Origin of the sequence: Paenibacillus sp. cl6col, assembly GCF_900102125.1 — a bacterium.
GTDB classification, from domain to species: Bacteria; Bacillota; Bacilli; order Paenibacillales; family Paenibacillaceae; genus Paenibacillus_B; species Paenibacillus_B suaedae.
Genome location: NZ_FNAZ01000001.1, coordinates 214,501 through 237,004 on the forward strand (window position 1 = coordinate 214,501; position 22,504 = coordinate 237,004).

At 48.2% G+C, this 22,504-nt stretch carries 19 protein-coding genes; 12 read left to right on the forward strand and 7 right to left on the reverse strand.

Annotation, left to right across the window (positions count from 1 at the left end; genetic code table 11):
- Positions 1-1,995 (forward strand): glycoside hydrolase family 15 protein, encoded by a 1,995-nt coding sequence (locus BLS15_RS00905; protein WP_021254514.1) that lies wholly within the window; start codon positions 1-3, stop codon positions 1,993-1,995.
- Positions 1,996-2,136: 141 nt separating this feature from the next.
- Here the strand turns inward: BLS15_RS00905 and BLS15_RS00910 are convergent, their stop codons facing one another.
- Positions 2,137-2,682 (reverse strand): peroxiredoxin, encoded by a 546-nt coding sequence (locus BLS15_RS00910; RefSeq protein ID WP_021254513.1) that lies wholly within the window; start codon positions 2,680-2,682, stop codon positions 2,137-2,139.
- A 227-nt stretch (positions 2,683-2,909) separates the two neighbouring features.
- A complete protein-coding gene (leuB, locus tag BLS15_RS00915; protein ID WP_021254512.1) occupies positions 2,910-3,989 on the reverse strand; it encodes a 3-isopropylmalate dehydrogenase in 1,080 nt (359 codons plus the stop codon).
- 284 nt (positions 3,990-4,273) lie between these two features.
- Between leuB and BLS15_RS00920 the strand changes: the two genes are divergently transcribed.
- From BLS15_RS00920 to BLS15_RS00940, 5 genes are all read left to right on the forward strand, one after another.
- Positions 4,274-5,365, forward strand: coding sequence for a glycosyltransferase family 61 protein (locus BLS15_RS00920; protein WP_021254511.1), 1,092 nt, complete (start codon positions 4,274-4,276; stop codon positions 5,363-5,365).
- 71 nt (positions 5,366-5,436) lie between these two features.
- Positions 5,437-6,525, forward strand: a complete 1,089-nt coding sequence (locus BLS15_RS00925) for a glycosyltransferase family 61 protein (RefSeq protein WP_021254510.1) — start codon at positions 5,437-5,439, stop codon at positions 6,523-6,525.
- Between the two features lie 192 nt (positions 6,526-6,717).
- Entirely contained in the window at positions 6,718-7,359 is a 642-nt protein-coding gene (locus BLS15_RS00930; protein WP_021254509.1) for an acetyltransferase, read from the forward strand.
- A 40-nt stretch (positions 7,360-7,399) separates the two neighbouring features.
- Entirely contained in the window at positions 7,400-8,506 is a 1,107-nt protein-coding gene (locus tag BLS15_RS00935) for a DegT/DnrJ/EryC1/StrS family aminotransferase (protein WP_021254508.1), read from the forward strand.
- A gap of 31 nt (positions 8,507-8,537) precedes the next feature.
- Positions 8,538-10,229 carry a DUF4214 domain-containing protein gene (locus tag BLS15_RS00940; RefSeq protein ID WP_139170619.1) on the forward strand — a complete coding sequence of 564 codons (1,692 nt, stop codon included), beginning with the start codon at positions 8,538-8,540 and terminating at the stop codon, positions 10,227-10,229.
- Here the strand turns inward: BLS15_RS00940 and BLS15_RS00945 are convergent.
- Positions 10,226-11,401: a glycosyltransferase gene (locus tag BLS15_RS00945; RefSeq protein ID WP_021254506.1), complete on the reverse strand. Its 1,176-nt coding sequence runs from the start codon at positions 11,399-11,401 to the stop codon at positions 10,226-10,228. The genes BLS15_RS00940 and BLS15_RS00945 overlap by 4 nt on opposite strands.
- A 153-nt stretch (positions 11,402-11,554) precedes the next feature.
- On the opposite strand from BLS15_RS00945, the gene BLS15_RS00950 reads away from it, so the two are divergent.
- Positions 11,555-12,664, forward strand: coding sequence for a glycosyltransferase family 4 protein (locus BLS15_RS00950; protein WP_021254505.1), 1,110 nt, complete (start codon positions 11,555-11,557; stop codon positions 12,662-12,664).
- Between the two features lie 28 nt (positions 12,665-12,692).
- Here BLS15_RS00950 and mnmH read toward each other — a convergent pair whose 3' ends face one another.
- Positions 12,693-13,724 (reverse strand): tRNA 2-selenouridine(34) synthase MnmH, encoded by a 1,032-nt coding sequence (gene mnmH, locus BLS15_RS00955; protein WP_021254504.1) that lies wholly within the window; start codon positions 13,722-13,724, stop codon positions 12,693-12,695.
- A gap of 148 nt (positions 13,725-13,872) precedes the next feature.
- On the opposite strand from mnmH, the gene BLS15_RS00960 reads away from it, so the two are divergent.
- The 4 genes from BLS15_RS00960 to BLS15_RS00975 are packed head-to-tail and all read left to right on the forward strand — an operon-like array spanning position 13,873 to position 17,943.
- Positions 13,873-15,009, forward strand: coding sequence for a mannose-1-phosphate guanylyltransferase (locus BLS15_RS00960; RefSeq protein ID WP_231515073.1), 1,137 nt, complete (start codon positions 13,873-13,875; stop codon positions 15,007-15,009).
- 18 nt (positions 15,010-15,027) lie between these two features.
- Positions 15,028-16,128: a glycosyltransferase gene (locus BLS15_RS00965; RefSeq protein WP_028531820.1), complete on the forward strand. Its 1,101-nt coding sequence runs from the start codon at positions 15,028-15,030 to the stop codon at positions 16,126-16,128.
- A gap of 19 nt (positions 16,129-16,147) precedes the next feature.
- Entirely contained in the window at positions 16,148-16,906 is a 759-nt protein-coding gene (locus BLS15_RS00970) for a glycosyltransferase family 2 protein (RefSeq protein WP_090509364.1), read from the forward strand.
- Complete coding sequence (locus BLS15_RS00975) at positions 16,903-17,943, forward strand: glycosyltransferase family 4 protein (protein ID WP_021254500.1); 1,041 nt, start codon at positions 16,903-16,905, stop codon at positions 17,941-17,943. Before BLS15_RS00970 ends, BLS15_RS00975 begins: the two co-directional genes overlap by 4 nt.
- Positions 17,944-18,005: 62 nt before the next feature.
- Here BLS15_RS00975 and BLS15_RS00980 read toward each other — a convergent pair whose 3' ends face one another.
- From BLS15_RS00980 to BLS15_RS00990, 3 genes are read right to left on the reverse strand one after another with little or no spacing between them, the layout of a single operon-like run.
- The gene (locus BLS15_RS00980; RefSeq protein WP_231515072.1) at positions 18,006-18,638 is read right to left on the reverse strand and encodes a DUF1796 family putative cysteine peptidase; all 633 of its coding nucleotides are present in this window, start codon (positions 18,636-18,638) and stop codon (positions 18,006-18,008) included.
- 20 nt (positions 18,639-18,658) lie between these two features.
- Positions 18,659-19,309, reverse strand: coding sequence for a glycosyltransferase family 2 protein (locus tag BLS15_RS00985; RefSeq protein ID WP_021254498.1), 651 nt, complete (start codon positions 19,307-19,309; stop codon positions 18,659-18,661).
- Positions 19,310-19,355: 46 nt separating this feature from the next.
- Complete coding sequence (locus tag BLS15_RS00990) at positions 19,356-21,731, reverse strand: DUF4214 domain-containing protein (protein WP_021254497.1); 2,376 nt, start codon at positions 21,729-21,731, stop codon at positions 19,356-19,358.
- A 197-nt stretch (positions 21,732-21,928) separates the two neighbouring features.
- Here BLS15_RS00990 and BLS15_RS00995 point away from each other — a divergent pair, with 197 nt between their 5' ends.
- The gene (locus BLS15_RS00995; RefSeq protein WP_021254496.1) at positions 21,929-22,498 is read left to right on the forward strand and encodes a class I SAM-dependent methyltransferase; all 570 of its coding nucleotides are present in this window, start codon (positions 21,929-21,931) and stop codon (positions 22,496-22,498) included.
- The last annotated feature ends 6 nt before the right edge of the window (positions 22,499-22,504 follow it).

Genomic DNA, 22,504 nt, shown 5'->3' on the forward strand with positions numbered 1-22,504 from the left:
GTGCCGCGCCATCTAGTCGTTGGAAATGGCAAATTTCTCGTGAACCTTGACGAGCACGCCTATGTAAGGGATGTCTATTATCCGTATGTTGGTCAACTGAATCATACAGCCGGCTATCCCAGCCGTCTCGGGGTATGGGTGGAAGGTCAATTCAGCTGGCTAGGTGATCCAGAATGGAACATTCGCCTGGCTTATCAAGAAGATTCACTTGTTACCGATGTAACCGCCGAACACGAAGGGCTTGGTATTGTACTTCATATGAATGATGCCGTTCATCAGCGGGATTCGATCTACTTGAAGCGGATTGTCATCTCGAATGGTAATCCAAACCCACGTGAAGTACGCTTATTTTTCCATCAGGATCTGTCCATCAATGAAACGGAAGTTGGCGATACAGCAGGATTTTACCCTGACAATGGCACGTTATTTCATTACAAAAAAGATCGCTACTTCATGTTCAATGGCTGCATCACCCAGCATCATGGTGAAATAGCGGGCATACACCAATACACGACAGGCATCAAGCGATTTCATCAGGCAGAGGGAACGTGGAAGGACGCAGAGGATGGGCATCTTATGGGAAATCCTATCGCCCAAGGCTCTGTTGACAGCACGATCTGCTTGCGCACCATCGTCCCCGGCTCAGACAGTCGGGAGAGCTATTATTGGCTCAGTGTTGGTGAACGGCTTGAAGAGGTGAAACAACTTGATCGATATGTACGAGACAGCGGCCCTGCACAACTGATCCAGCGTGTCAGCACCTACTGGAAGCGTTGGTCGAATCAGCACCAGCTTGATTTCTCCGATCTGGAACCTGAGCTGATACGCCTATTTAAGCTCAGCCTGCTTATCATTCGCACGCAGACAGACGTGAACGGGGCAATCATTGCAGCGAATGATACGGACATTATGCAATTCAATCGGGATCATTACAGCTACATGTGGCCTCGGGATGGCGCACTTGTCGCGGAAGCGATGTCCGCTGCGGGATACCATGGGATGACAGCCCCCTTCTTCCGCTTCTGTGCTGATGCGCTGACTGCGGAGGGATACTTGCTGCACAAGTATAATCCTGACGGCACCGTCGGTTCCAGCTGGCATCCCTATCTGCGCGACGGCAAATCGCAACTGCCGATCCAAGAGGACGAGACCGGACTTGTGCTGTGGGCACTGTGGAGATATTATGAACATCACCGTGACATTGAGCTCCCTCAATCACTCTATCAATCCTTAATCCGCAAGGCTGCCAAGTTCATGATTCACTACCGCGATCCCGAATTGAAGCTCCCCCTGCCTAGCTATGATCTATGGGAGGAGCGGTATGGAATATTCACCTTCACCGCTTCAGCTGTTTACAGCGGCTTAGTGGCTGCTTCCAACTTCGCATCTCTGTTCGGGGATGAGGAACGAGCTGACCGATTCCGCAGCGCCGCAGAGGAAATCAAGACAGCGATGCTTGCCCATCTATGGAATGAAGAAGCCGGATGCTTCGTACGCGGACTGTACCGGAAAGAAGGGAAATGGGCTCAGGATTGTACGCCCGAGAGCAGTATTCTAGCCATTTATATGTTCGGTGTACTTCCTGCTGACGATGAGCGGGTGCTGTCAACCGTTCGCGTATTGAAGAGCAAGCTGTCCATTCGCAGCCAGACTGGGGGGATTGCGCGCTACTGGCGGGATTACTACTTCCAGCGCAGCACTGATCCGAGCCTTGCTCCTGGCAATCCGTGGATTATATGCACCCTCTGGTTCGCAGACCATGACATCGCTACCGCCTCCAACCTGAAGGATCTGCAAGCCGCACATGATACCTTGCGCTGGGTGGAAGCACACAGTCTGGCAAGCGGATTGCTTCCTGAGCAGTTGGATCCATTTGATGGTTCTCCACTGTCCGTTGCACCCTTAACTTGGTCACATGCAACATACATTCATACCGTTCTGAAGTATATTGAGAAATACAAGCAATTGGAGGCAGCCGCAGCCGGTTTAGCTTGAACTTTGAGCTTGAATAACCTCACATTTCGATTCCCTCTAGCTGTTGAATTCGATATCTCTCTTTCATACACGAATAAGCCCCGCAGATTTCTGCGGGGCTTTCCTTTCATTTGCCTTGCTATATATCAAGTGGCAGACCGTCTAGGCGTTCAAGTTCTTATCGCCCGGCTTCCAATTGATTGGGCATAACCCGCCGGACTGCAGCGCCTGCAGCACACGAAGCGTCTCCTCTACGCTGCGTCCTACATTGTTATGGTTCACGACTTGATATTTCAATTCGCCCTCTGGGTCAATAATGAACAAGCCACGCAGTGCAATGCCGTCCTCTTCTATTAAGACGCCATAGTCGCGTGCAACATTCTTCGTAATATCGGAGGCGAGCGGGAAGTTGATTTTGCCAAGACCATTCAGCTCTCTTGGTGTATTGATCCATGCTTTGTGGCTGTGGATGGAATCAACGGATACCCCTAAGATTTCCGTGTTCAATGCTTTGAACTCTTCCGCAGCTTCGCTCAATGCCGTTATCTCGGTCGGGCATACAAATGTGAAATCGAGCGGGTAAAAGAAAAATACGAGCCATTTCTCCCGGTAATCCGACAAAGATGCTGCTCCAAATCCTTGTCCGTCACCTTTTGCAGTTTCCATATTGAATTCTGGAGCAGGTCTGCCTACCAAACGTTCTGCCAAGCTAAATTCCTCCTAAGTACTAACTGAATTGGTGTCATTTATTATATCATTCTACCCGTTCGATTCAAAAATGACACGCCCCAAACCAACCTGCATGCAATCAACGGCTTACTGGAGCTATTGTCATCTTATAGAGCTGATCATTCCCATGAATGTCTGTCCAAAATGACTGGCAACAAAGCAAAGGCCAACTCATCCTTCTAAGAGTTGGCCTTATCATCATCCCATTATTTTGTCATAGCTGCCACAATCAGATCGCCCATTGCTTCCGTTCCGATCGCCTTAGACTTATCTGTAGCGATATCGCCTGTCCGATGTCCGCTATCCAGCACTTCCTTCACTGCATCTTCAATGGATTGTGCCGCATCTTCATAGCCGAATGTCAATCGGAACATGAGAGCAACCGATAGAATGGTCGCAATTGGATTCGCAATTCCTTGCCCTGCAATATCCGGCGCCGAACCATGTACGGGCTCGTACAGACCGAAGCTGCCTTCCCCTAAGGAAGCAGAGGATAGCATGCCGATAGAACCGGTGAGCATGGCTGCTTCGTCACTTAAGATATCACCGAACATATTCTCGGTGACGATAACGTCGAAGCTTGCCGGACGACGCAGCAGCTGCATCGCGCAGTTATCCACCAATACATGCTCCAGCTCCACATCTGGATATTCAGGTGCAACGCGGTTCACCGTCTCTCTCCACAAGCGCGAAGTCTCAAGCACGTTCGCCTTATCTACCGAAGCCAGCTTCTTGCGGCGCTTCTGAGCAACCTCGAATGCTTGGCGTACAATGCGCTCGACTTCCTGTACATTGTAGACACAAGTATCAACGGCTTCCTGTCCATGTTCGCCCTCGCGGCGGAACTTCTCTCCGAAGTAAATCCCGCCCGTCAGTTCACGTACGACAATTAGATCCGTACCTTCAAGCACTTCAGGCTTCAATGTGGATGCATCCTTCAAACAGTCAAATACGACTGCAGGACGAATATTAGAGAACAAACCGAGAGCCTTGCGAATGCCAAGCAGTCCAGTCTCAGGACGAAGCTCCTTCGGATTGTTGTCCCACTTCGGCCCTCCAACTGCTCCTAATAGAACCGCATCTGCATCCTTGCATAGAGCCAGCGTCTCCTCAGGCAGCGGCGTTCCCTTCTCGTCTATCGCGACTCCCCCGAACAGTCCATGACTCGTCTCGAACGAATATCCGAAAAGTTCCTCCGTACGCTTCAATACCTTCTCCGCTTCTCTTACGACTTCCGGTCCGATTCCATCGCCAGCAACAATCGCTATCTTCTTCACTTCTGCCATGTCTGCCACTCCTCGTTCAAGTAATGTTATTCCTGTTGTATCACAAATGAACGAGGTTGACTAAGATATAAAAGCTATTGTTTTTATAGGTAAAAACTATAACTATCAAAATATCAGAACCGCTTCTCTCTCTATGTTACTTGTTGAAAAAAATTTTTCCGTCCTATACGCCGTATCTCAAAGCCACTCTCTCTACATAGAATAGAATATCGTAAGCTAGCAATGGAATCTGAAGGGAAATACTTGATTGAACACAACTCTATCTAATAGGGAGGGAAGAGAATATGTTTACCATCCCAGAACAATTTTACGAGAAAGCAAGAGACTGGGCTGCCACCTATGCGGCACAACAGCATCTACCATTCGAACTCTTTTACCAAGTCATTTATCCAAAAGAATCACTCGCACTGCGTCCTCCAAAAGGCATCGATCCTATCCGCTGGTCTACTATATGCAGCTATGATGAGGCTTTTGTCGCCACAATTCCGGGTGGACGCCTCATTACTGGAAGTTGCTATGTGGTCACACCGGATCAAAAACGGCTGCTTGACGTGGAATATTATTATCCGTACGCTTCTCAAGCTCTGCCTCCGCCAGAATATTATCCCGGGACGATTGCTACCGTTGTATGGGGATGGAATATTCCGGATCTCGTATTCACACAAGCCATTTTCGGACATTGGTTTTTTGACATATTGCCGCGATTTCACTTGCTCCAGCAGAGCGGAATACCAATTGACAAATATGTCATCGGCAAACTAACGCATTCCTTCCAATATGAATCGTTGGACATGCTGGGTATCCCGCTTGAGCGGCTTATTCAGGCCGATCGAAATGAATTCCATATCATGGCCGAGAGACTTCTTGTCCCGGCAGTACCATGGATGACAGGCAAAAGTCCTCGCTGGGCATATGAATATATACGGAGACAACTGAAAGACAACCATCCGGTTCAACCTGTCAGCGGATATGAACGAATTTACGTCACTAGACAGGATGCTTTCGCTCGCTTCGTGATCAATGAAGACGAGGTGCTGGAGCTGTTGCATTCCAAAGGATTTACCAAAATTGTGCTTACTCCGCTAACAACTGCTGAGAAGATCGCGATATACTCTTCTGCTCAAGCAGTCGTTGCCCCCTTCGGGAGCGGGAACATTAACTTTGCCTTCTGCAATCCCGGTACGAAGGTCATTGAAATGACGCCGCATACTGTTACGGACGATTACTTTTGGAAAATAAGCAATCATGCAGGGCTTGACTACTATGAAATCATCTGCGACATTGAGTACCCTGCAAAGCAAGTCGGAGGTGCCGATAATTTGTATGTGGATCTAAATAAGCTGCGGCACGTACTTCATCTGGCTGGAATCGAATAGGAGATGCTCGTCATGTAGAGAATCTGTTACGACTAACGATTCTATTTTGAAAAGGGAGGTAAGACTGAGGCATGTACACCATTCCTGATCAATTTCATAGAAAGACGATCGATTGGGTGCAAGCCTATGCGTCCACGCAGCACTGCTCGATCGAACAAGTGTACAAAGTAATCGTTCCGCAACATGATCTGCAAATGCAGCCCTCAAGAGGTATCGATCCTCCGCGTTGGCCATCGACCTGCCATTATGATGAGACGTTCGTAGTCAGTATCCCCAATGGCCGCTTTGCTACAGGCAACTGCTACGTGGTTGCACCCGATAATAAACGCCTACTCGATATGGAATTATCCTATCCTTATTCGTTCACTTCATTGCCACCTCCCTCCTATTTTGAGGGGACTGCAGCTGCTCTGGCTTGGGGGTGGAATATCGCTGAAGTCGCAAGAACCCAGGATATATTGGGCCACTGGATGTTCGATATTTTACCACGTCTTTACTTGCTGGAACAGAGCGGGATCCCTATCGATAAATATGTAATTGGCAAACTTAGTCACCCTTTTCAATATGAATCGATTCAAATGCTCGGTCTTCCTCTGGACAAACTTATTCAAGTCGACACGAATCATTTCCACCTTCAAGCCAAAACATTAGTAGCGCCCTCCGTCCCCGTTATCATCGGAAAGAGTCCTCAATGGGCCTTCCAGTTCATACGTGGTCGCCTTCTGCCTAAGCATCCCACACAACGGATAGAGGGTTACGAGAAAATATATATTACTCGGCAAGATGCAAAAATGCGTTATGTGCTCAACGAAGAGGAAGTAATGAATCTATTGACCCCCAAAGGTTATCAACGCGTTGCTTTATCCACATTGTCCATGCAAGACAAAATCTCGTTATTTGCTTCCGCCAAGGAAATCATCGCCCCAATAGGCAGCGGTAATGCGAATCTTGTCTTCTGCAATCCAGGCACCAAGTTCATAGAACTCACACCGTACACAATTGTCGATGATTACTTTTGGAGAATCAGCTGCCTTGCACAGCTCGAATACTATGAGGTCATATGCGACGTAGAACTTCCTCCCAAGCCCGCATGCGGCTCCGATAATCTCATTGTGAATATGAACAAGCTTAAACAGACTCTTGAATTAGCCGGGATATAAGCCCGGCTCTCTTTATTTTGCAGAGGTGCCTTCTATTGAATGCAGACAGTCCCCCTGCCCTGCCTCTCTTTTGGCACACGAACGTCCGTATTTCACCCATTTTAGACGCAATCATTTGTTATGCCTAAGTCGTCCCTCTCACCATCATCATAATGTATCATTACAGACACTGTAGTCAGGAGGAAGTGCTTCGTGTCAAGCAAGCAAAAGACTGTAATTATTGGTGCAGGCGGACATGCAAAAGTGATTATCGATATTTTGCAGCATGATTCATCGATAGAGATCATTGGATGTACGGATAAATCGGAGAAGCCGCAGATTATGGGGATTCCCCTATTAGGCGATGATTCTATCTTGCCTACTTTATTCGCGGATGACATACGCCATGCCTTTGTAGCAATCGGAGACAACAAGCTGCGTTACAAAATAGCAGTTCAAGTAGAGAAGCTGGGCTTTACCCTGATCAATGCCATCAGCCCGTTCGCTTATGTTGCCCCCTCTTCACAGTTAGGATCAGGAATTGCAATCATGCACAACGCGGTCATAAATGCAGAAGCTCAAGTCCATCACTACGCAGTCATTAACACAGGTGCCACAATCGATCATGAATCCGTGATAGAGCGTGCGTGTCATATTGCTCCTGGCACCACACTCTCTGGGAATGTACATGTTAAAGAAGGAGGCTTTCTCGGCACAGGCTCCAAAGTAATCGACGGGGTTACCATTGGGGCATGGTCTATTTTGGGGGCTGGTTCTGTTGCCATTCGCAATATTCCAGAATCCTGTGTTGCTGTTGGGGTTCCAGCTCGCGTCATTAAGCAGATTCACGGTTAAATCGAGCTAATTGCAGACATGAATGTTGGAGGGAAATAACATGAACAAATACTACCCTATAGCAACCCCTGTCTTGAATGGAAATGAAACGAAATATGTGCTGGATTGTTTGAATACGACCTGGATCTCTTCCAACGGCCCATATCTGGATCAATTCGAGCAGCAATTCGCTGCCTTCTGCCAATCGAAGCATGCAATCGCCTGCAGCAATGGAACAACAGCACTGCATCTTGCCCTGCTTGCTCATGATGTCGGACCAGGTGACGAAGTCATCGTACCTACACTTACGTTCGTTGCGACAGCAAATGCGGTGACGTATTGCGGCGCACTACCTGTATTCGTTGACGTTGAAGCCGATACGTGGAACATGGACATTCGAGCAATCGAGCAAAAAATCACTTCCCGTACGAAGGGCATTATCGCGGTACATCTATATGGGCATCCCGCCGACATGGATCCAATCATGGAGCTTGCTCACAAATATGATCTGTTTGTCATTGAAGATGCTGCTGAAGCGATTGGGGCGCAGTACAAAGGGAGAATGGCAGGAGCGCTGGGACATACAGCGACATTCAGCCTATTCGGCAATAAAGTCATTACAACTGGGGAAGGCGGTGTTGTCACGACAAACAACGAAGCCATTGCAGAGAAAATAAGATTGCTGCGAGGCCAAGGAATAGATAAGAACAAAAAGTACTGGCATCCGGTCATCGGTTACAACTATCGAATGACGAACATTCAAGCTGCCATCGGGTGCGCCCAATTGGAGAAGGTTGAGTGGCATATTCGAGAGCGAATCCGAGTAGCGATGCATTATTATGATTACTTGAAGCACGACAGCCGGCTGACACTGCCTGTACAGCGAATATGGGCCAAAAATGTATTCTGGATGTTCAGTATTGTGCTGAACGGCTATTCTGAGCAGCAGCGAGATCATGTCATGCAGCAGCTGAAGGACAAAGGAATTGAAACCCGGCCATTCTTCTATCCGATGCACATCCTGCCTCCTTATCGCGATGGCCAGCTGTATGAAGAATATCCAGTCGCCAACCGAATTGCTTCGCAAGGCATGAATCTTCCCAGCCATGGCGAATTAACCAAACAGGACATTCAGTATATCTGCCAATCCTTGCAAGATATACTGTGACGAACAAATGAGCTGTTAGGAGGAGACATTATTGGATCTGCAATATCGACTCATCCATTTTATACAAGCAATCTGGAGGCAGGATGGTCAACAATTCATCGCCGAGTTGTTCCGGCAGCTCCTTAACCGCGAACCAGGAATGATAGAATATCAGCACTATATGAGATTGTTGACTTCTCAGCAGACCAAACTAAGTATTATTGAGCAAGTCATGTGCAGTGAGGAGGCAGAGCAGAACTACCTTAGGCCCCCTACAAGTTTTATTCCTACTGAAGCTACTTCCGCTGCTAGTCTCATTCGGCGTTTTTACGCCGCGGAGCCTTTTTTCTTCATCCATTCCTTATATGATGAACTGTTATGCCGCAATCCAGACTCACTGGGCTTGCAAGGTCATCTAAAGGGATTAATGGCCAGACATAGCAAGAAACTAATGCTTCGGCAATTTTTGAATACCACAGAATTTCAACAATTGCTTGCACATCCGCAGCTACCATTGAAATCGGAGCCCAACCCTTATTCCATCCTGACATCGTCCCCGCGAACGGTTCAGCATATTGGGATTTTCCTAGCTTATCCGCACCCGCTTGCCATGGATGGTGAAGGAATTGGCCGCTTCCTGTATCGGCTTACGCGAGGAATGTTGTCCAACTTCCCACATGTGCACATTCATATTGCTGCTACTGGCTATAATTACGCAGATGCAGAACAGTCTTTCTCACCGTTAAGACCAATGTTTCCGGGCAGAGTTCATATTCACCATTCCAATAATGTAGAGCATTTCAATACGAATGTACCCGCTGAGATATGGATCGTCCCCATTATCTCGCTCGATTTGGCCATGTTTTTAAAAAAGCCGTATATTTTATGTCTGCATGATCTCGTTCATCATCAGTTTAAAGAGCTTTATTTCACTACCTACCCAGAATTTTGTCACCGTGTGGATCGAAATGGCTATTATATTTTGCATAAAGCCGCGGCGGTTGTATCGAACTCGAATTATGTGCGAACTCACCATGCAATTGGCATTGCTGGGCTGCCTGCACACAAAACGCATGTCATCCGACTTGCTCCACCTAGTGACGAGTATCAAACCTTTTCATTTATGGATCAGCAGCATTTTAGAGCGAAATATCAGCTTCATCATGAATATATCGTATTTCCAACCGTACTTCGCCTTCACAAAAATTTCGAGCGGCTTCTTGCTGCATTTATTCAATTCCGATTAACGATAGACGGATACCATTCGCGTCTGCGACTCGTCTTCACTGATCAATTGTCCAGCAGTCCAAAAGAAGCCGATGTCATGCGCATGCTGCATCATGTACAAGATCCTGAGATTATAAACAGTCTCATGTTCATCGGCAGAATTCCGACCTCCGACATGCCTTCTCTCTACAAATATGCAATCGGCACAATCGTGCCTACCTTGTTTGAAGGCAGCTGTCCTTTCCCTATTCTTGAATCTTTAACGGTAGGAACGCCTGTCGCTGCAGCCAATCTAGAGGTGACAAACGAAATTATTCCCAATATGAGCGCCTTCCTGGCCTTCAATCCATACTCCGTAGACGAGATCGAAGCCAGTCTTCGCGCTCTATGGGTATATCGCCACACCTTAGTGCCAGGACAACAGGCAGTGATTCAAGGAGCAATGCAGCGAAGCTGGTCGGATGTTGCGAACGAATACTACGCCCTTCTCCAACATGTTATATCGAACCCGGTCTAAATCATGCCGTAATATTTCAAATAGGCAACGCGGAAGACATGAATATATTGGCTTGCAATATAATCCCACGTGTCTGTTGGATCATTCATGCCCTGCACAGCAGACGATTTGTAATGACTGGAATGTTCAAAAAATAAATTCAGTGCTTGTGCGATGGAATCAGGGGATTCTGGATCGAACCAGATGATCTCCGCGCTATGTCTTGCCATATGCTCTCTCATCACAGGAATATCCGAGCACAGCACCGGTACACCAAGACGCAGCGCTTCTTCTACGGGGTAGCTTCCTCCCCCCTCCGACATGCTCGGCATAATAAGTGCTTGCGCGTTGCGAACTAGAGGAATCACGTTCGAGTCATGAATGAACCCCAGCGGATAGATGTCTGCATCCAAGCAAAGCCCTGTCCTTGCTAATAAAGAAATCAGCGTAGGCACATACATTTGTTCCGGCCATTGTGGAGGGACAACTCGCAGCAATTCTGTATTATGTCCAAACAGTACGAGCGGGACTTTGTTAACTGCGGTGCACCTGGAATATCCCAACAGCAGATTATAGTGATTTTTGTGCGGAGATATATTACTTGGGTAGACCACATATTGCGGCGGGAGACGGACGGCCACATCAGGGCTCACGTTATCGCTGACGAGATGACTTATCGGATCTGCTGGCAGTATGGCGTGCGGAATAATGGTCGCGCTGTTGCCTACCTCTCCGAAATGATGGAGCAGCCTAGTCTGTACATGGCGTGAGGATACGACAATTGAGGTCATGTTACTGAGCCATTCCTTCGCTTCCCGCCAAGCCTGCTCAATAACGGCTCCTGACACATAGGGTGGTACAAAGTCAAAGATAGTTGCATCATGAAAGGTGCATATCGTCGGAAGATCTACCTTCACATAAGCAGGCCCATGCGGCCAGAAGAAATACACAACATGGCAATCTGCTAACAGCACCCTCGCTTCTGGCGATTGAATGCTTCCGTTAAAATACACAATGTTGATATTCGGATAGCTGACCGTATCGATTCTCTCTTTGAACTTCGTGTCAGGTGCAATGACTAATCGTACGAGATCAATATCAACCTGCCGAGCCATCGCAGGCAGCATATTCGATAGCAATCTTGCTCCGCCGCCTGCCGATATCATATTCGCGCACCATATCATAATTCTCATTATCCACACTCCCTCGGAAGCGATATCTTGTTGAACGCAGCAATCAGTTAATCCTTATGCTGCATTCTGCACTAAGATTCGTGGGAGTAGCCGTGACGCATGAAGCATGCTTCCGAGTACAATAACGATAGCTAGATTGGAGGGAATATTAGGATGGCGCAAGTTATATGGCATGGCACAGTATTCGATTCCACTGGATATGCTAAGGCAACCAGAGAATATGTACTCGCACTGCATGCTGCCGGCGTAGATGTAAGCCTTGAAACCTATCAAGGACTACCGCAAGTAGGACTTCCCCCAGATCAACGTTCTATACTGGAGCACTTGCTGAGAAAGCGACGCAGCGCTGGTCGCCGCGTTAGTGTATACCACTATATTCCGGACCTCTGGCGGAGAAAGCTTCGGGCTTCATTCGGATTTACCTACTGGGAAACGTCGAAGATACCAGATAATTGGATTAAACAAGCAAATCAAATGAGCGGCATCCTGCTGCCCAGCATTCATAATATCAATGTTTTTCGCCAATCCGGCGTTAACGTACCGCTGCATTACGTTCGGCCCTGTCTCTCCGAACCCTATCATCCTCCTGCTCCTGAGCATACACCGCAGTACGTGAATCATTTACCGCCATTCCGATTTTTGTCCGTATGTTCTTGGATTGATCGCAAAGGAATAGACATCTTGCTCAAAGCCTTCTGGAGTGAATTTACGGCGGCTGATCCGGTATGTCTCATTATTAAGACAGCAGGTACCGCAGAGGTATATCACATGATGGAGCATTGGAAGAGAGAACTGCAGCTGACACATCATCCTGCTCAGGTCTATATCGATTTGGAACTGCGCAGCGAGATGGAGATGGATGCCTTATATCGAAGCAGTCATGCATTTGTGCTGCCGAGCCGTGGAGAAGGTGTCGGCTATCCCGTATTGGAAGCCGCTATGAGGGGAGTGCCTATCATTGTAACCGGCTGGGGTGGTCATCTTGATTTCTTGAATGAATATAACAGTTACTTAATCCCCTACCACCTCGTACCCGTAAGGCCTCAGCCTTATTACCAAGGATACCAGAGTGATCAGCTGTGGGCTGAGGCTTCTGTAGACGCCCTGCGCAGCCAGATGCGGCATGTCGTTACCAATTATGCGGAAGCGTCTACCAAGGGCCAAATTGCTATGCACCATACGCTCACTCATTTTTCACCTGATAAGGCAGCCCAGGATCTCATTACTGCCCTATCACGTACAACGGGCTTCACCTTTACCTAGAAGGTGAAGCCCGTATTTATTGCCTTTATTACTCCGGTCTTCCGAGATGTGCCCTAATCTGCTTCAATGCGTCTTCCAGATGTTCAGCTTTAATGGAAAAGATCTGGCCTTCATAGCCCATCGAAGCATGATCATACCTGGAATCATAGTAATGCTCCAGCATGAGCGACACCGCTTCTCCATAGTTCTCCAGGCGAAGTGCTTCTGCAATTGCGTTAGCATGCGGGGTATGCATGCGCCGCTGAATGCGGGCGAATGCTTCACGGATTGCAGTCGGGTGCTTGGACGGCTCATATTCCTTCACAATATTTCTAACCCGTACCTGTATCGGCAGCTGGATATCAAGCACCGTTCCCGCCTTCTTCGCATCCATCAGAAATTCTGGCAGTATGACCTTCCCGATTCGACGACTCTCCGCCTCCAATAGGAGGCAAGGTACTCTTGCTGACTTTAACTCCTCCAGCTTCTCAAATAGCATCGCATCAAACATCTTCTGATTGTTCGGGACTTGTCCAATATGCCCAAATACAGAGCCTCGATGTCCTGCCATCTCCTCAAGATCAAGGACAGGATACCCTTCCGCTTGAAGCTGCCGAAGCATATCTGTCTTCCCTGTCCCCGTATGTCCGGACAGGACAATGCACGGTATTCGCCAGTCATAGTTCACCAGCGACTCTTGTATCCATTGTCGGTAGGTGCGTATTCCCCCTGACAATCGGTATGGCTTCAATCCCATTAAAGACATCACAGTAGCCATCGTACGGCTTCGCATGCCGCCCCGCCAGCAGTAGATGATGGTCGTCCCTCGAAGCTCCTTGAACTGCTTATATAATGATGGAAGCTTGGCTGACGCGATCTCTAACCCACGTTCCTTGGCCGCTTCTACACTTACTTGCTTGTATATCGTTCCGATCTCCGCCCGTTCTTCATTCGTGAACAAAGGAATATTGATGCTTCCCGGTATTCGGAATTCCTCGAATTCTCCTGGCGAACGCACATCAACAAGCGTTGCCTCCTTGTCCCGCAATGCCATACACTGCTCTAATGAAATATCGTGCATACCTCTCACCTCTTGTTGTCTCATACAATCTCGTGATATCGAACTATTGTTAAGACTATAGCATTCCGCCCAAGAAATCCACTCTGACAATCGCCGTGCCCTTTTTTACGTTAGGTACATATGTAGTAATAACCCATGATTGCCATCATTGTCTGTTTCCCAGGAGGTGTTTCACATCACGACCGTTAAGGCAGTTATATTAGCTGGCGGAACCGGAACTCGTTTCTGGCCTTTCAGCCGCGCAGATTACCCGAAGCAATTTTTGCCGATTCTTCATCAACAATCGATGCTTGCTGACACGGTACAGCGAATGCTTCAATATTTACCGCTGGAACATATATATATCGTATCCCTTGAAGAATACATCCCTATTATCCGAAAGCAGCTTCCTGACTTCCCGCTGCAGAACATTATTGTGGAGCCTATGGCGAGAGATACCGCTGCATGCATCGGTCTTTCCGCGCTTCAATTAAGTGCAGACGATGAAGATCCCATTCTGATTACCTTACCTTCCGATCACTATATTTCGGATCCTGATGCTTTTCACGAAGCACTGCGCACCGCCGTCTATCGTGCAGATCAGGAACGATGTGTCGTTACTTTGGGGGTGAAGCCGACACGCCCTGAGACGGGATACGGATATATCCGTATCCAACAGAACAGCCCTACCCCTACTAACGGAAATGAAGCAACCGATATATCCACTCCACTTACCCCAGTTGAGAAATTCATCGAGAAGCCAGAACTTTCTGTTGCAAACAATATTTTTGCTGATGGCTGCCACTATTGGAATACAGGGACGTTCATTTGGAAAGCTTCAACCATCATGCATCTGATCCATCTGCACCTACCTGACCTGTATCGTTCCTTGTTTGATATGAAGACACTCTTAAACGATTCACATAACGGTCAACAACAGCTCGCAGCCGCATACAGTAGTCTCAAGAAGCAATCCATTGATTATGGCGTTATCGAAAAATGTGAATCCATCTACATGATTCCTGTCCATTACGGCTGGGACGATCTCGGCAATTGGAATGCACTTGAGCGCATACACCAGACCGATGAGCTCCTGAATATTGTTCATGGGCGTCATGAGGGGATCGATACGGAGCGAAGCATTATCTACGGTGCAACAAAGCAGTTAATCGCGACGGTAGGCATTGAAGACATCGTGATCGTCGCCACGGATGATGTGGTTCTCGTCTGTCCGAAAGAACGAACACAGGATATAAAAAAGATGGTGAAGCACTTGAAGCAGCGCGGATACGACACGTTCTTATAGAAAGGTGGATACGACTCGATGTTTCTTCATAATATCGGTACCATCTACGAACCAACTGGATATGCAAAGGCCAATCGTCATGTCGTGCTTGAATTGATGAAGCTGGGGGTGCAGTTTCACTATACGCCAGTTCATTCCGAAACAGTCAGGGTTCCTATGACCCCCGATATCGAGGCGGCCTTGCAGGCGATATCGCACACTCCATTGCCAGAGCCCCATATCGTATTTACGCATTACCCTGCGATTCAATTTGTGAAGGACATTCGCCATTACTCAATCGGAATGACGATGTACGAATGCAGCCGACTGCCGTTCATGTGGTCTCGAAGATGCAGCAATATGGATGAAGTATGGGTACCGTCCACCTTCAATCGAGATACCTTCCACCGGTCTGGAGTCCCGCTGCACAAGATTCACGTCATGCCTTATGGAATTGATTCGGACTTGTTTGCTCCCGGCCACCCCCCATTCCCTATTCCGGGCCAACGAAGCTATACCTTCTTATCCGTCTGTTCCTTCGATGACCGCAAAGGCATTGATATCTTACTTACCGCCTTCCTTGAAGAGTTCGCGGAGTCCGAGGATGTATGCCTCATTATCAAAACGCGTGCAACCACTGAAGAGGAGATTGGCAGACAGCAAGCCTATATTGACGCTATCGCCTTCAAGACAGCCGGAAAGTCCCGTTCATCGGTTATTCTCATCTCAGCAATTCACAGCTGGAGCGAGCAGCAGTTAGCTATGCTCTATAACAGTGCCGACAGCTACGTGCTTCCTACACGTGGAGAAGGATGGAGCTTAACCGTAATGGAGGCAATGGCCTCCGGTCTCCCTGTCATTACAACGCGCTGGTCAGCTCATCTTGATTTCGTCAACGATGCGAACGGATACCTCATCTCCGTCCAGAAGTTCGCTCCCGCCCACCCCACGAATTCCAGAATGCTGTGGGCAGTTCCAGACAATATGCATCTAAGACAGCTGATGAGGCATGTATATATGAACCGGGATGAAGCAGCCGCTAAGGCTGCCCTCGGTCGAAACACAGTAAAGGAGCAATTCACATGGCAAGCAAGCGCAGCCCGCATGCTTCATCGCTTGACGGAAATAGCCGCGCGTTAAAAAGGGAGATGACAACGCTATGATCAGCGTCATTGTTCCTACGATCCATCACACCGATCTCGTTAAACATTGTGTGCACAGCTTCATCCATACCGTACATGAGCTGCCTTTCGAGATCATCGTTGTCGATGACGGCAGTCCTGCCGCGATTCAAGAAGAACTGGCACGATGGGCTGCTCCGCTCCAGGTGCAATTCATTGCAAAGCCTCATAATCATGGATTCAGCCATACTGTCAACGCTGGCATCCAGCATGCCAAGGGACAATATATTCTGCTCGTCAACAATGACGTGTTCTTCCACGAACCCGGGTGGCTTCATCAGATGGTCGCAACCATGAACAGTGATCCAGCCATCGGCATCGTAGGAGCGAGACTCCTCTATCCCGATATGACGATACAGCATGGCGGCGTTATCCCGACAGCGAAGGGGCATTTTGACCACCGCTACCGCCGACAGCCAGCTGATTATGAGCCTGCATTGGCCATAGAAGATATGAATGCCGTAACGGGTGCATTAATGCTTATACGCAAGCAGCTCCTCGACCAGATTGGGCTAATGTCCGAGGAATTCTTCATCGCCTTCGAGGATGTTGATCTCTGTTATCGCGCTAAGGTGCACGGCTCCCGTGTCGTGTATTGCGGAACGGCTAGTGCCATCCATGCGGAAGGGTATACCCGCGGTACGACAAAAGCGAACAAAAATCCATATTGGAGACAAAAAGAAATGGAAGCTCGAAAAAAATTCTGGATGAAATGGGGAGGGAAAATCATCCGATGACAGCTCCTCTGGAAGTCGTTTATGTGCTTGAACTGACTGGATTGTCCGGTGGCATCCGCAACGTATTCGAGCAGGTCAACCGCCTGCATGATATGGGGGTCAACGTACAATTATTCGCACTCGATAAGCAGCCTAATTGGTTCCCGCTCAAGGTGCCCGTACGGCGCTTCGGCAATTATCCAGCCTTGATGCGCGCCCTGACGCCAATGAACTGTATTAAGGTCGCCACTTGGTGGAAGACGCTTGCTGCCGTATGGCATAGCTGCGACCGCAAGCGCGGCGGCAACGGTGTGCCGGTATATCTGGTGCAAGATATTGAGGAGAGTTATTACCCGAACTGGAATGATATGCAGGAGCGAGTTCGCAATACGTACCGTGTGCCCGTGCATATGCTGACGATAGCGGATTGGACGACCAGACAATTGCTGGAGCGGTTCCAGAAGCATGCAAGCAACATTTCCATTGCAGTTGATTTCGACCTCTATAAGCCGAATCGCACTCATGACTATGATCCATTCCGTATTCTTGCCTGCAGCCGCCGCAGCCAACACTTGAAGGGATTCGACATTACGGTTCAAGCTGCGAAGGATGTGTGCTCCAGACTGCCACAAGCATCTATGGTCACCTTTGGCGTGGAGCCTCCCCATCTGCATGGCATTCCTCATGGTCATTTCTCTCACCCTGATGACCACCATGTTGCCTACTTATATGCCAACTGCGGAGTATTTGTCCAAACCTCTTATCACGAAGGCTTTGGGCTTCCGATATTGGAAGCTATGGCTTGTGGCGCCCCTGTCGTGACCACGAAGGCGGAAGGAAATGAAGAATTCTGCCATAATGAATGGAATTGCATCCTTGTAGACAAAGGAGATGTTGCCGGGGTTGCACAAGGGATCCTGCGCATATTAACCGATCCGCAATTCGCCGCGTATCTCACGACGAATGCCATGACAACGGTGCAGCACTATAATTGGCCGCGTGTGATGCATAATCTGCTTACGGTATTTCATGCCGTGACGCCTCAATTACAGCAGTGAATGCATATGAAATAAGCCCCCTCCGAACCTCGGAGCGGGGCTTACTTTATGTGCAGCATATCCTAATTCCTTATTCCCACTTGATAGTGAATGCCGGCAAATACCTCATTCCATACTTGATCGCACGCAGCATCCCATCCGATCGGCAGCTCTAACCCGCATGTATTCGCAAGCGGCCATTCCTTGTCGATGATCCGATGCTCGTTTCCGGGATTGACAACCAACAAGCTGAATTGATGCTTCACAAGAGATGCCAATGCTGCTTCCAGTTCCGCTGCCTCGTCATATGATGCATTAAATCGGAAGTAGAAGATACGCTTGCTATGCTCCGCCTTATCTAGAAATCGATGAATTCTCCGCTGAATCGTCTCAATGAATTTCGGATATTTCAACGCGATCCCTCTCCGACGTTCCGTGTACAAAAAATCATGAACTGATTGTACACCATACACCCGGTCTAATATACAATAATTATGACGTTTAAAAATGATGCTCTCCACCACTAAATGATCCGGATGCATGAACTTGGCAAAGCGATTTCGAAGCAATAAGCTTACACCAGGTGTCCAATTGGAGTACATCCAATCCACGACACCACTGTACGGCCGCAAGCCATAGCGTTCCAGCCGTTGAGCCGTATAGCAGTTCGACCCCAAACTGTACACGGCATCGTATTCGCCTTTTACATCAGACAATCGCAAGGCAATCTCCTCCACTACGTAAGGTTGAACGGTGTCCTATAGGTTTCCTCGGCCATTTTGCCGCCCCACTTCAACTCATAATACCGCTCGTACAAGGGCCAAGTCGTATCAATGATAAAATTGTAATGAGCATCCGACTTCCTTGTTGAGCTTCCATGATGATCGACAGGCAAGCCCGTGAACACTTCATCATATCCTGCCAACCTGAGCCTGCGATGATAGTCTATATCTGCGAAATAACTGCTGAATACCGTGTCCCATGATCCCGCTGCTCTAACTGCCTCCATATTGTAAGCAGCAAGCGCATCGAAGTTCGTTAAGGCAAGCCCCCACTTCCGCCCACTGTTCTTCAACTCCTCAAGCACTCTCAGAAATGCTTCTGGCGTACCCGGATGAGCCTCCGCATCGTTATGCATATAGAACACAGAATCGGCCCCCTGATCGAGAGCCACCCTCTGGAACCAATTCATAGATTGGGTAAATGTCAGCGATACAGGGGGCTCATATATGGTTACGCGCCGAGACAATTCAGAATCATATCTCAAATCGTGCGCGGGAGAGTTATCCAATACGTAAGTATGCTTCCAATACAATTCGATACTGTCTAAGGCCCGATACAGCAGATCCTTACGATTCACGTACGGAATTCCCACAACGTAACGCAATGCCGATCACTCCTCATATACATAGTCATCAAACGTTCCATATGCCTTATAGATGGCGAATCCGCTCCGCTATTTTCTTCGCCGAGTTCTCCCACGTCCAGTGCGACAGCACAAGCTGGGATACGGCCAGACTTCGCTCTTTAACCACTTCTTGATTCTCGTACACAAAACGCATGACATGAGCTAGATGCTCAAAATCCGGCTCCGCCCATTGAAATCCTGTATAGTACGGACATTTTGCAACGGCCGGAATCAATCGCTTCACTTGAATGGGGAAGCCCGTTTGGATGTTCAAAAAGTCCCGCTGCGCACTCCAATCCGTCGCGATAACAGGAATGCCGCAAGCCATCGATTCCAGTATTGGCATTCCCCAGCCTTCTCCCCTTGTAGGCAGCACGAAGCAATCCGCTGAACGATACAAGCTGCCAAGCAAATAAGAAGGAATGGTCTGATTTTCGATAATAATGATTTTGGACTCTGCATGCTTTAGATTCAGCTTGCGAATCTCGGCACGCACGTTTACTTCCGGGTCTTTGTTCGTAATTTTGCAGACAAGCACCACATCATCGAAGGCGAATTCATTGGCGAACGTTCGCAGCATTTCTTCCGGTGCTTTGCGTTCCCCCCACTCGAATACACTTAAGAATGTAAACTTCTCAGAGAACCGGAAAGCACGAATATCCGGGTTGAAATAGTTAGGATCTACCCCTAATGGGATAACATGAATCGGAACATGAACGCCGCTGTTGCGGAAGGTTTCTACATTGAAGCTAGATGGAACCCACACTTCATTCATGCGGTTGCACTGACGCACCCACTCTTCAGGCAGACCGTCTACTTCCAGCATCGTGTAACCAATCTTGTACCTGCCTTCATTTTTGAAGAACACATCGCCCTGTCCGTACACCACTTCAGGTGCTGATTCATTTCGTTTGCGCGCGCTAAATAGATTCACCCGATAATCATCGCTCATATTCGGTTCCTTCGTATGGAACGGTGTTCCAGGCCCGTATACATAGCGATAATGCATCTTCACACGCTGTTCGTCGAGAGCAATCATGAGGTTGCGGGAGGAATTCGCATAACCGCTTGGCAGGTTCACAATCGAATGCCAATTCAGCTGTGTATGATACTCTCCTGCAAGCTGGTGGCCCCACTTGCCATGGAAGATGCCCTGCGACTGCAAGAATAATTGGTTGAAATCGATGTTGTTTACCTTCGTAGAGGTGTTCTGCGCATGAACGAGCGTTACTCTTCCATCATAGACAACCCGGAAACCGGCAGCTAATGCCCGCAAGCAATAATCGGTGTCCTCGAAATATGCAAAATAAGCGGTATCCAGTGAACCGATTAGATTAATCAGCTCACGCTTTATATAGGCACACGCAAATACAACCCCTTGTACATCGCGAACACCTTCGTATTGACGAATATCGGTCTGCAATCCACCTATCTGTTGTCCCCAGCATGTATCCTCGAAGATATACGTCCCCGCATGCTGAAGCTTTCCGTCTTCACCACGCAATCTGCAGCCTACAACGCCGATATTGGGAGCTAGAAAGGCTGTCTCTTGCAAGCGCTCCAGCCAATCTGCCTGTGTAATCAGAATGTCGTTATTCAGCAGCAGAATATCACTGTCTAGATCACAATGAGCAATTGCCAAATTGTTTCCAGCCGTAAACCCTATATTCTGTGGACTCTCAATTAACGTAACCCACTTCAAACCTCGAAGATAGTCCACACTTCCATCCGTGCTTCCATTGTCCAGTACCACAACATCCACCAATTCATGCGCAGCCAATGGGGAAAGCGATGCGATGCATTGCTTCGTATGTTCTAGTCCATTCCATGTCAGGATGACAATTGATACTTTGCGCCGCAGCGGCGGAGCCGGAGCACGATTGCCGATCGTCTTGGCAGGAGGGTATTCCATAATTTCGAATCGTTCAAAGTCAACAGGACCATTATGTCTTGGGGCCTGTGGGGCATGAAGCAGCATCTGGCATTCCGGCGATACCAGAATCCCCATTAAGATTGACATTCGCGGCTTCCCCTGTCTCAGCATGAAGTAATAGTGCCGGAAGGCGCCGTCCTCCACCTCTCTACACAGCATCTCTCGGTATAGCTCATGCGGAAATTCGTTTGGATCGATTGTCAATAAGGTGTAAATCCGATGAAAGATACGAAATGGAGTGCCGACCATATCGACGGAAACTTCACCAGCGAATGTCTGTTTCAACTCTTTGCTTTTCAGGAAATGGGTAACAATGGTCATCTTCGTGTGCCCTGCGCGAAGCAGTGCAGTAAAATGGCTCAATCCTGGATAATCCGGCTCTCTATTTAACACCTGTCTATATAGCTCCGACACAAATGCTTCCTCTTCCAAGCGGAACATCTGGTGTAACGTCTGGATGATATTCAAACTCGATCCCTCCATACACATTACGGATGATACGGTCATTTACATTAGTGTATTAGCACAGGTTCCAATTTGCCTGTGTATTTGACAGAAACGGGCGCGAAATAACAATTGGATGTACGCCTAATCAACATCTCCATCATCGCTGAATACAGTGAGTACTAGATTTAGGTGATGGTACATGAATAAGGAGTGAAGAAATGAGACAAATCGTTAAAAATTTGGTAAAAATATGTTCGGACATTCTTCCATATGAAGTGCCAGTATATGAATTTGGAGCGTATCAAGTGCAAGGTCAGGAAGGATTCGCTGATTTGCGCCCCTTCTTCCCTGGCAAACCTTATGTCGGCTGTGATATGCGGCCAGGTGTGGGTGTAGATGCGATTTTGGATCTTCATCATATCGACCTCCCTGCGGAGACGGCAGGGCTTGTAATCTCCTTGGATACGCTTGAGCATGTGGAAGATCCCCGTCTTGCCATGCAAGAGGTTCATCGCATCTTAAAACCAAATGGCATTGCCATTATTACCTCGGTCATGAATTTCCCAATCCATGATTATCCAGCCGATTATTGGCGCTTCACACCCCAAGCATTCGCCAGCATCTTGAAGCCATTCGATACGGTAGTAACCGACTATGCCGGGGAAGAACTATTCCCTCACACTGTCATCGGTATCGGCATTAAGGGCAATGCCGTACCTGCCGAGACGATTAACTCGCTCCAGCAATACTTGGACATGTGGAGAGCTGCAAGCTATCACCAGCATTAACAGCTC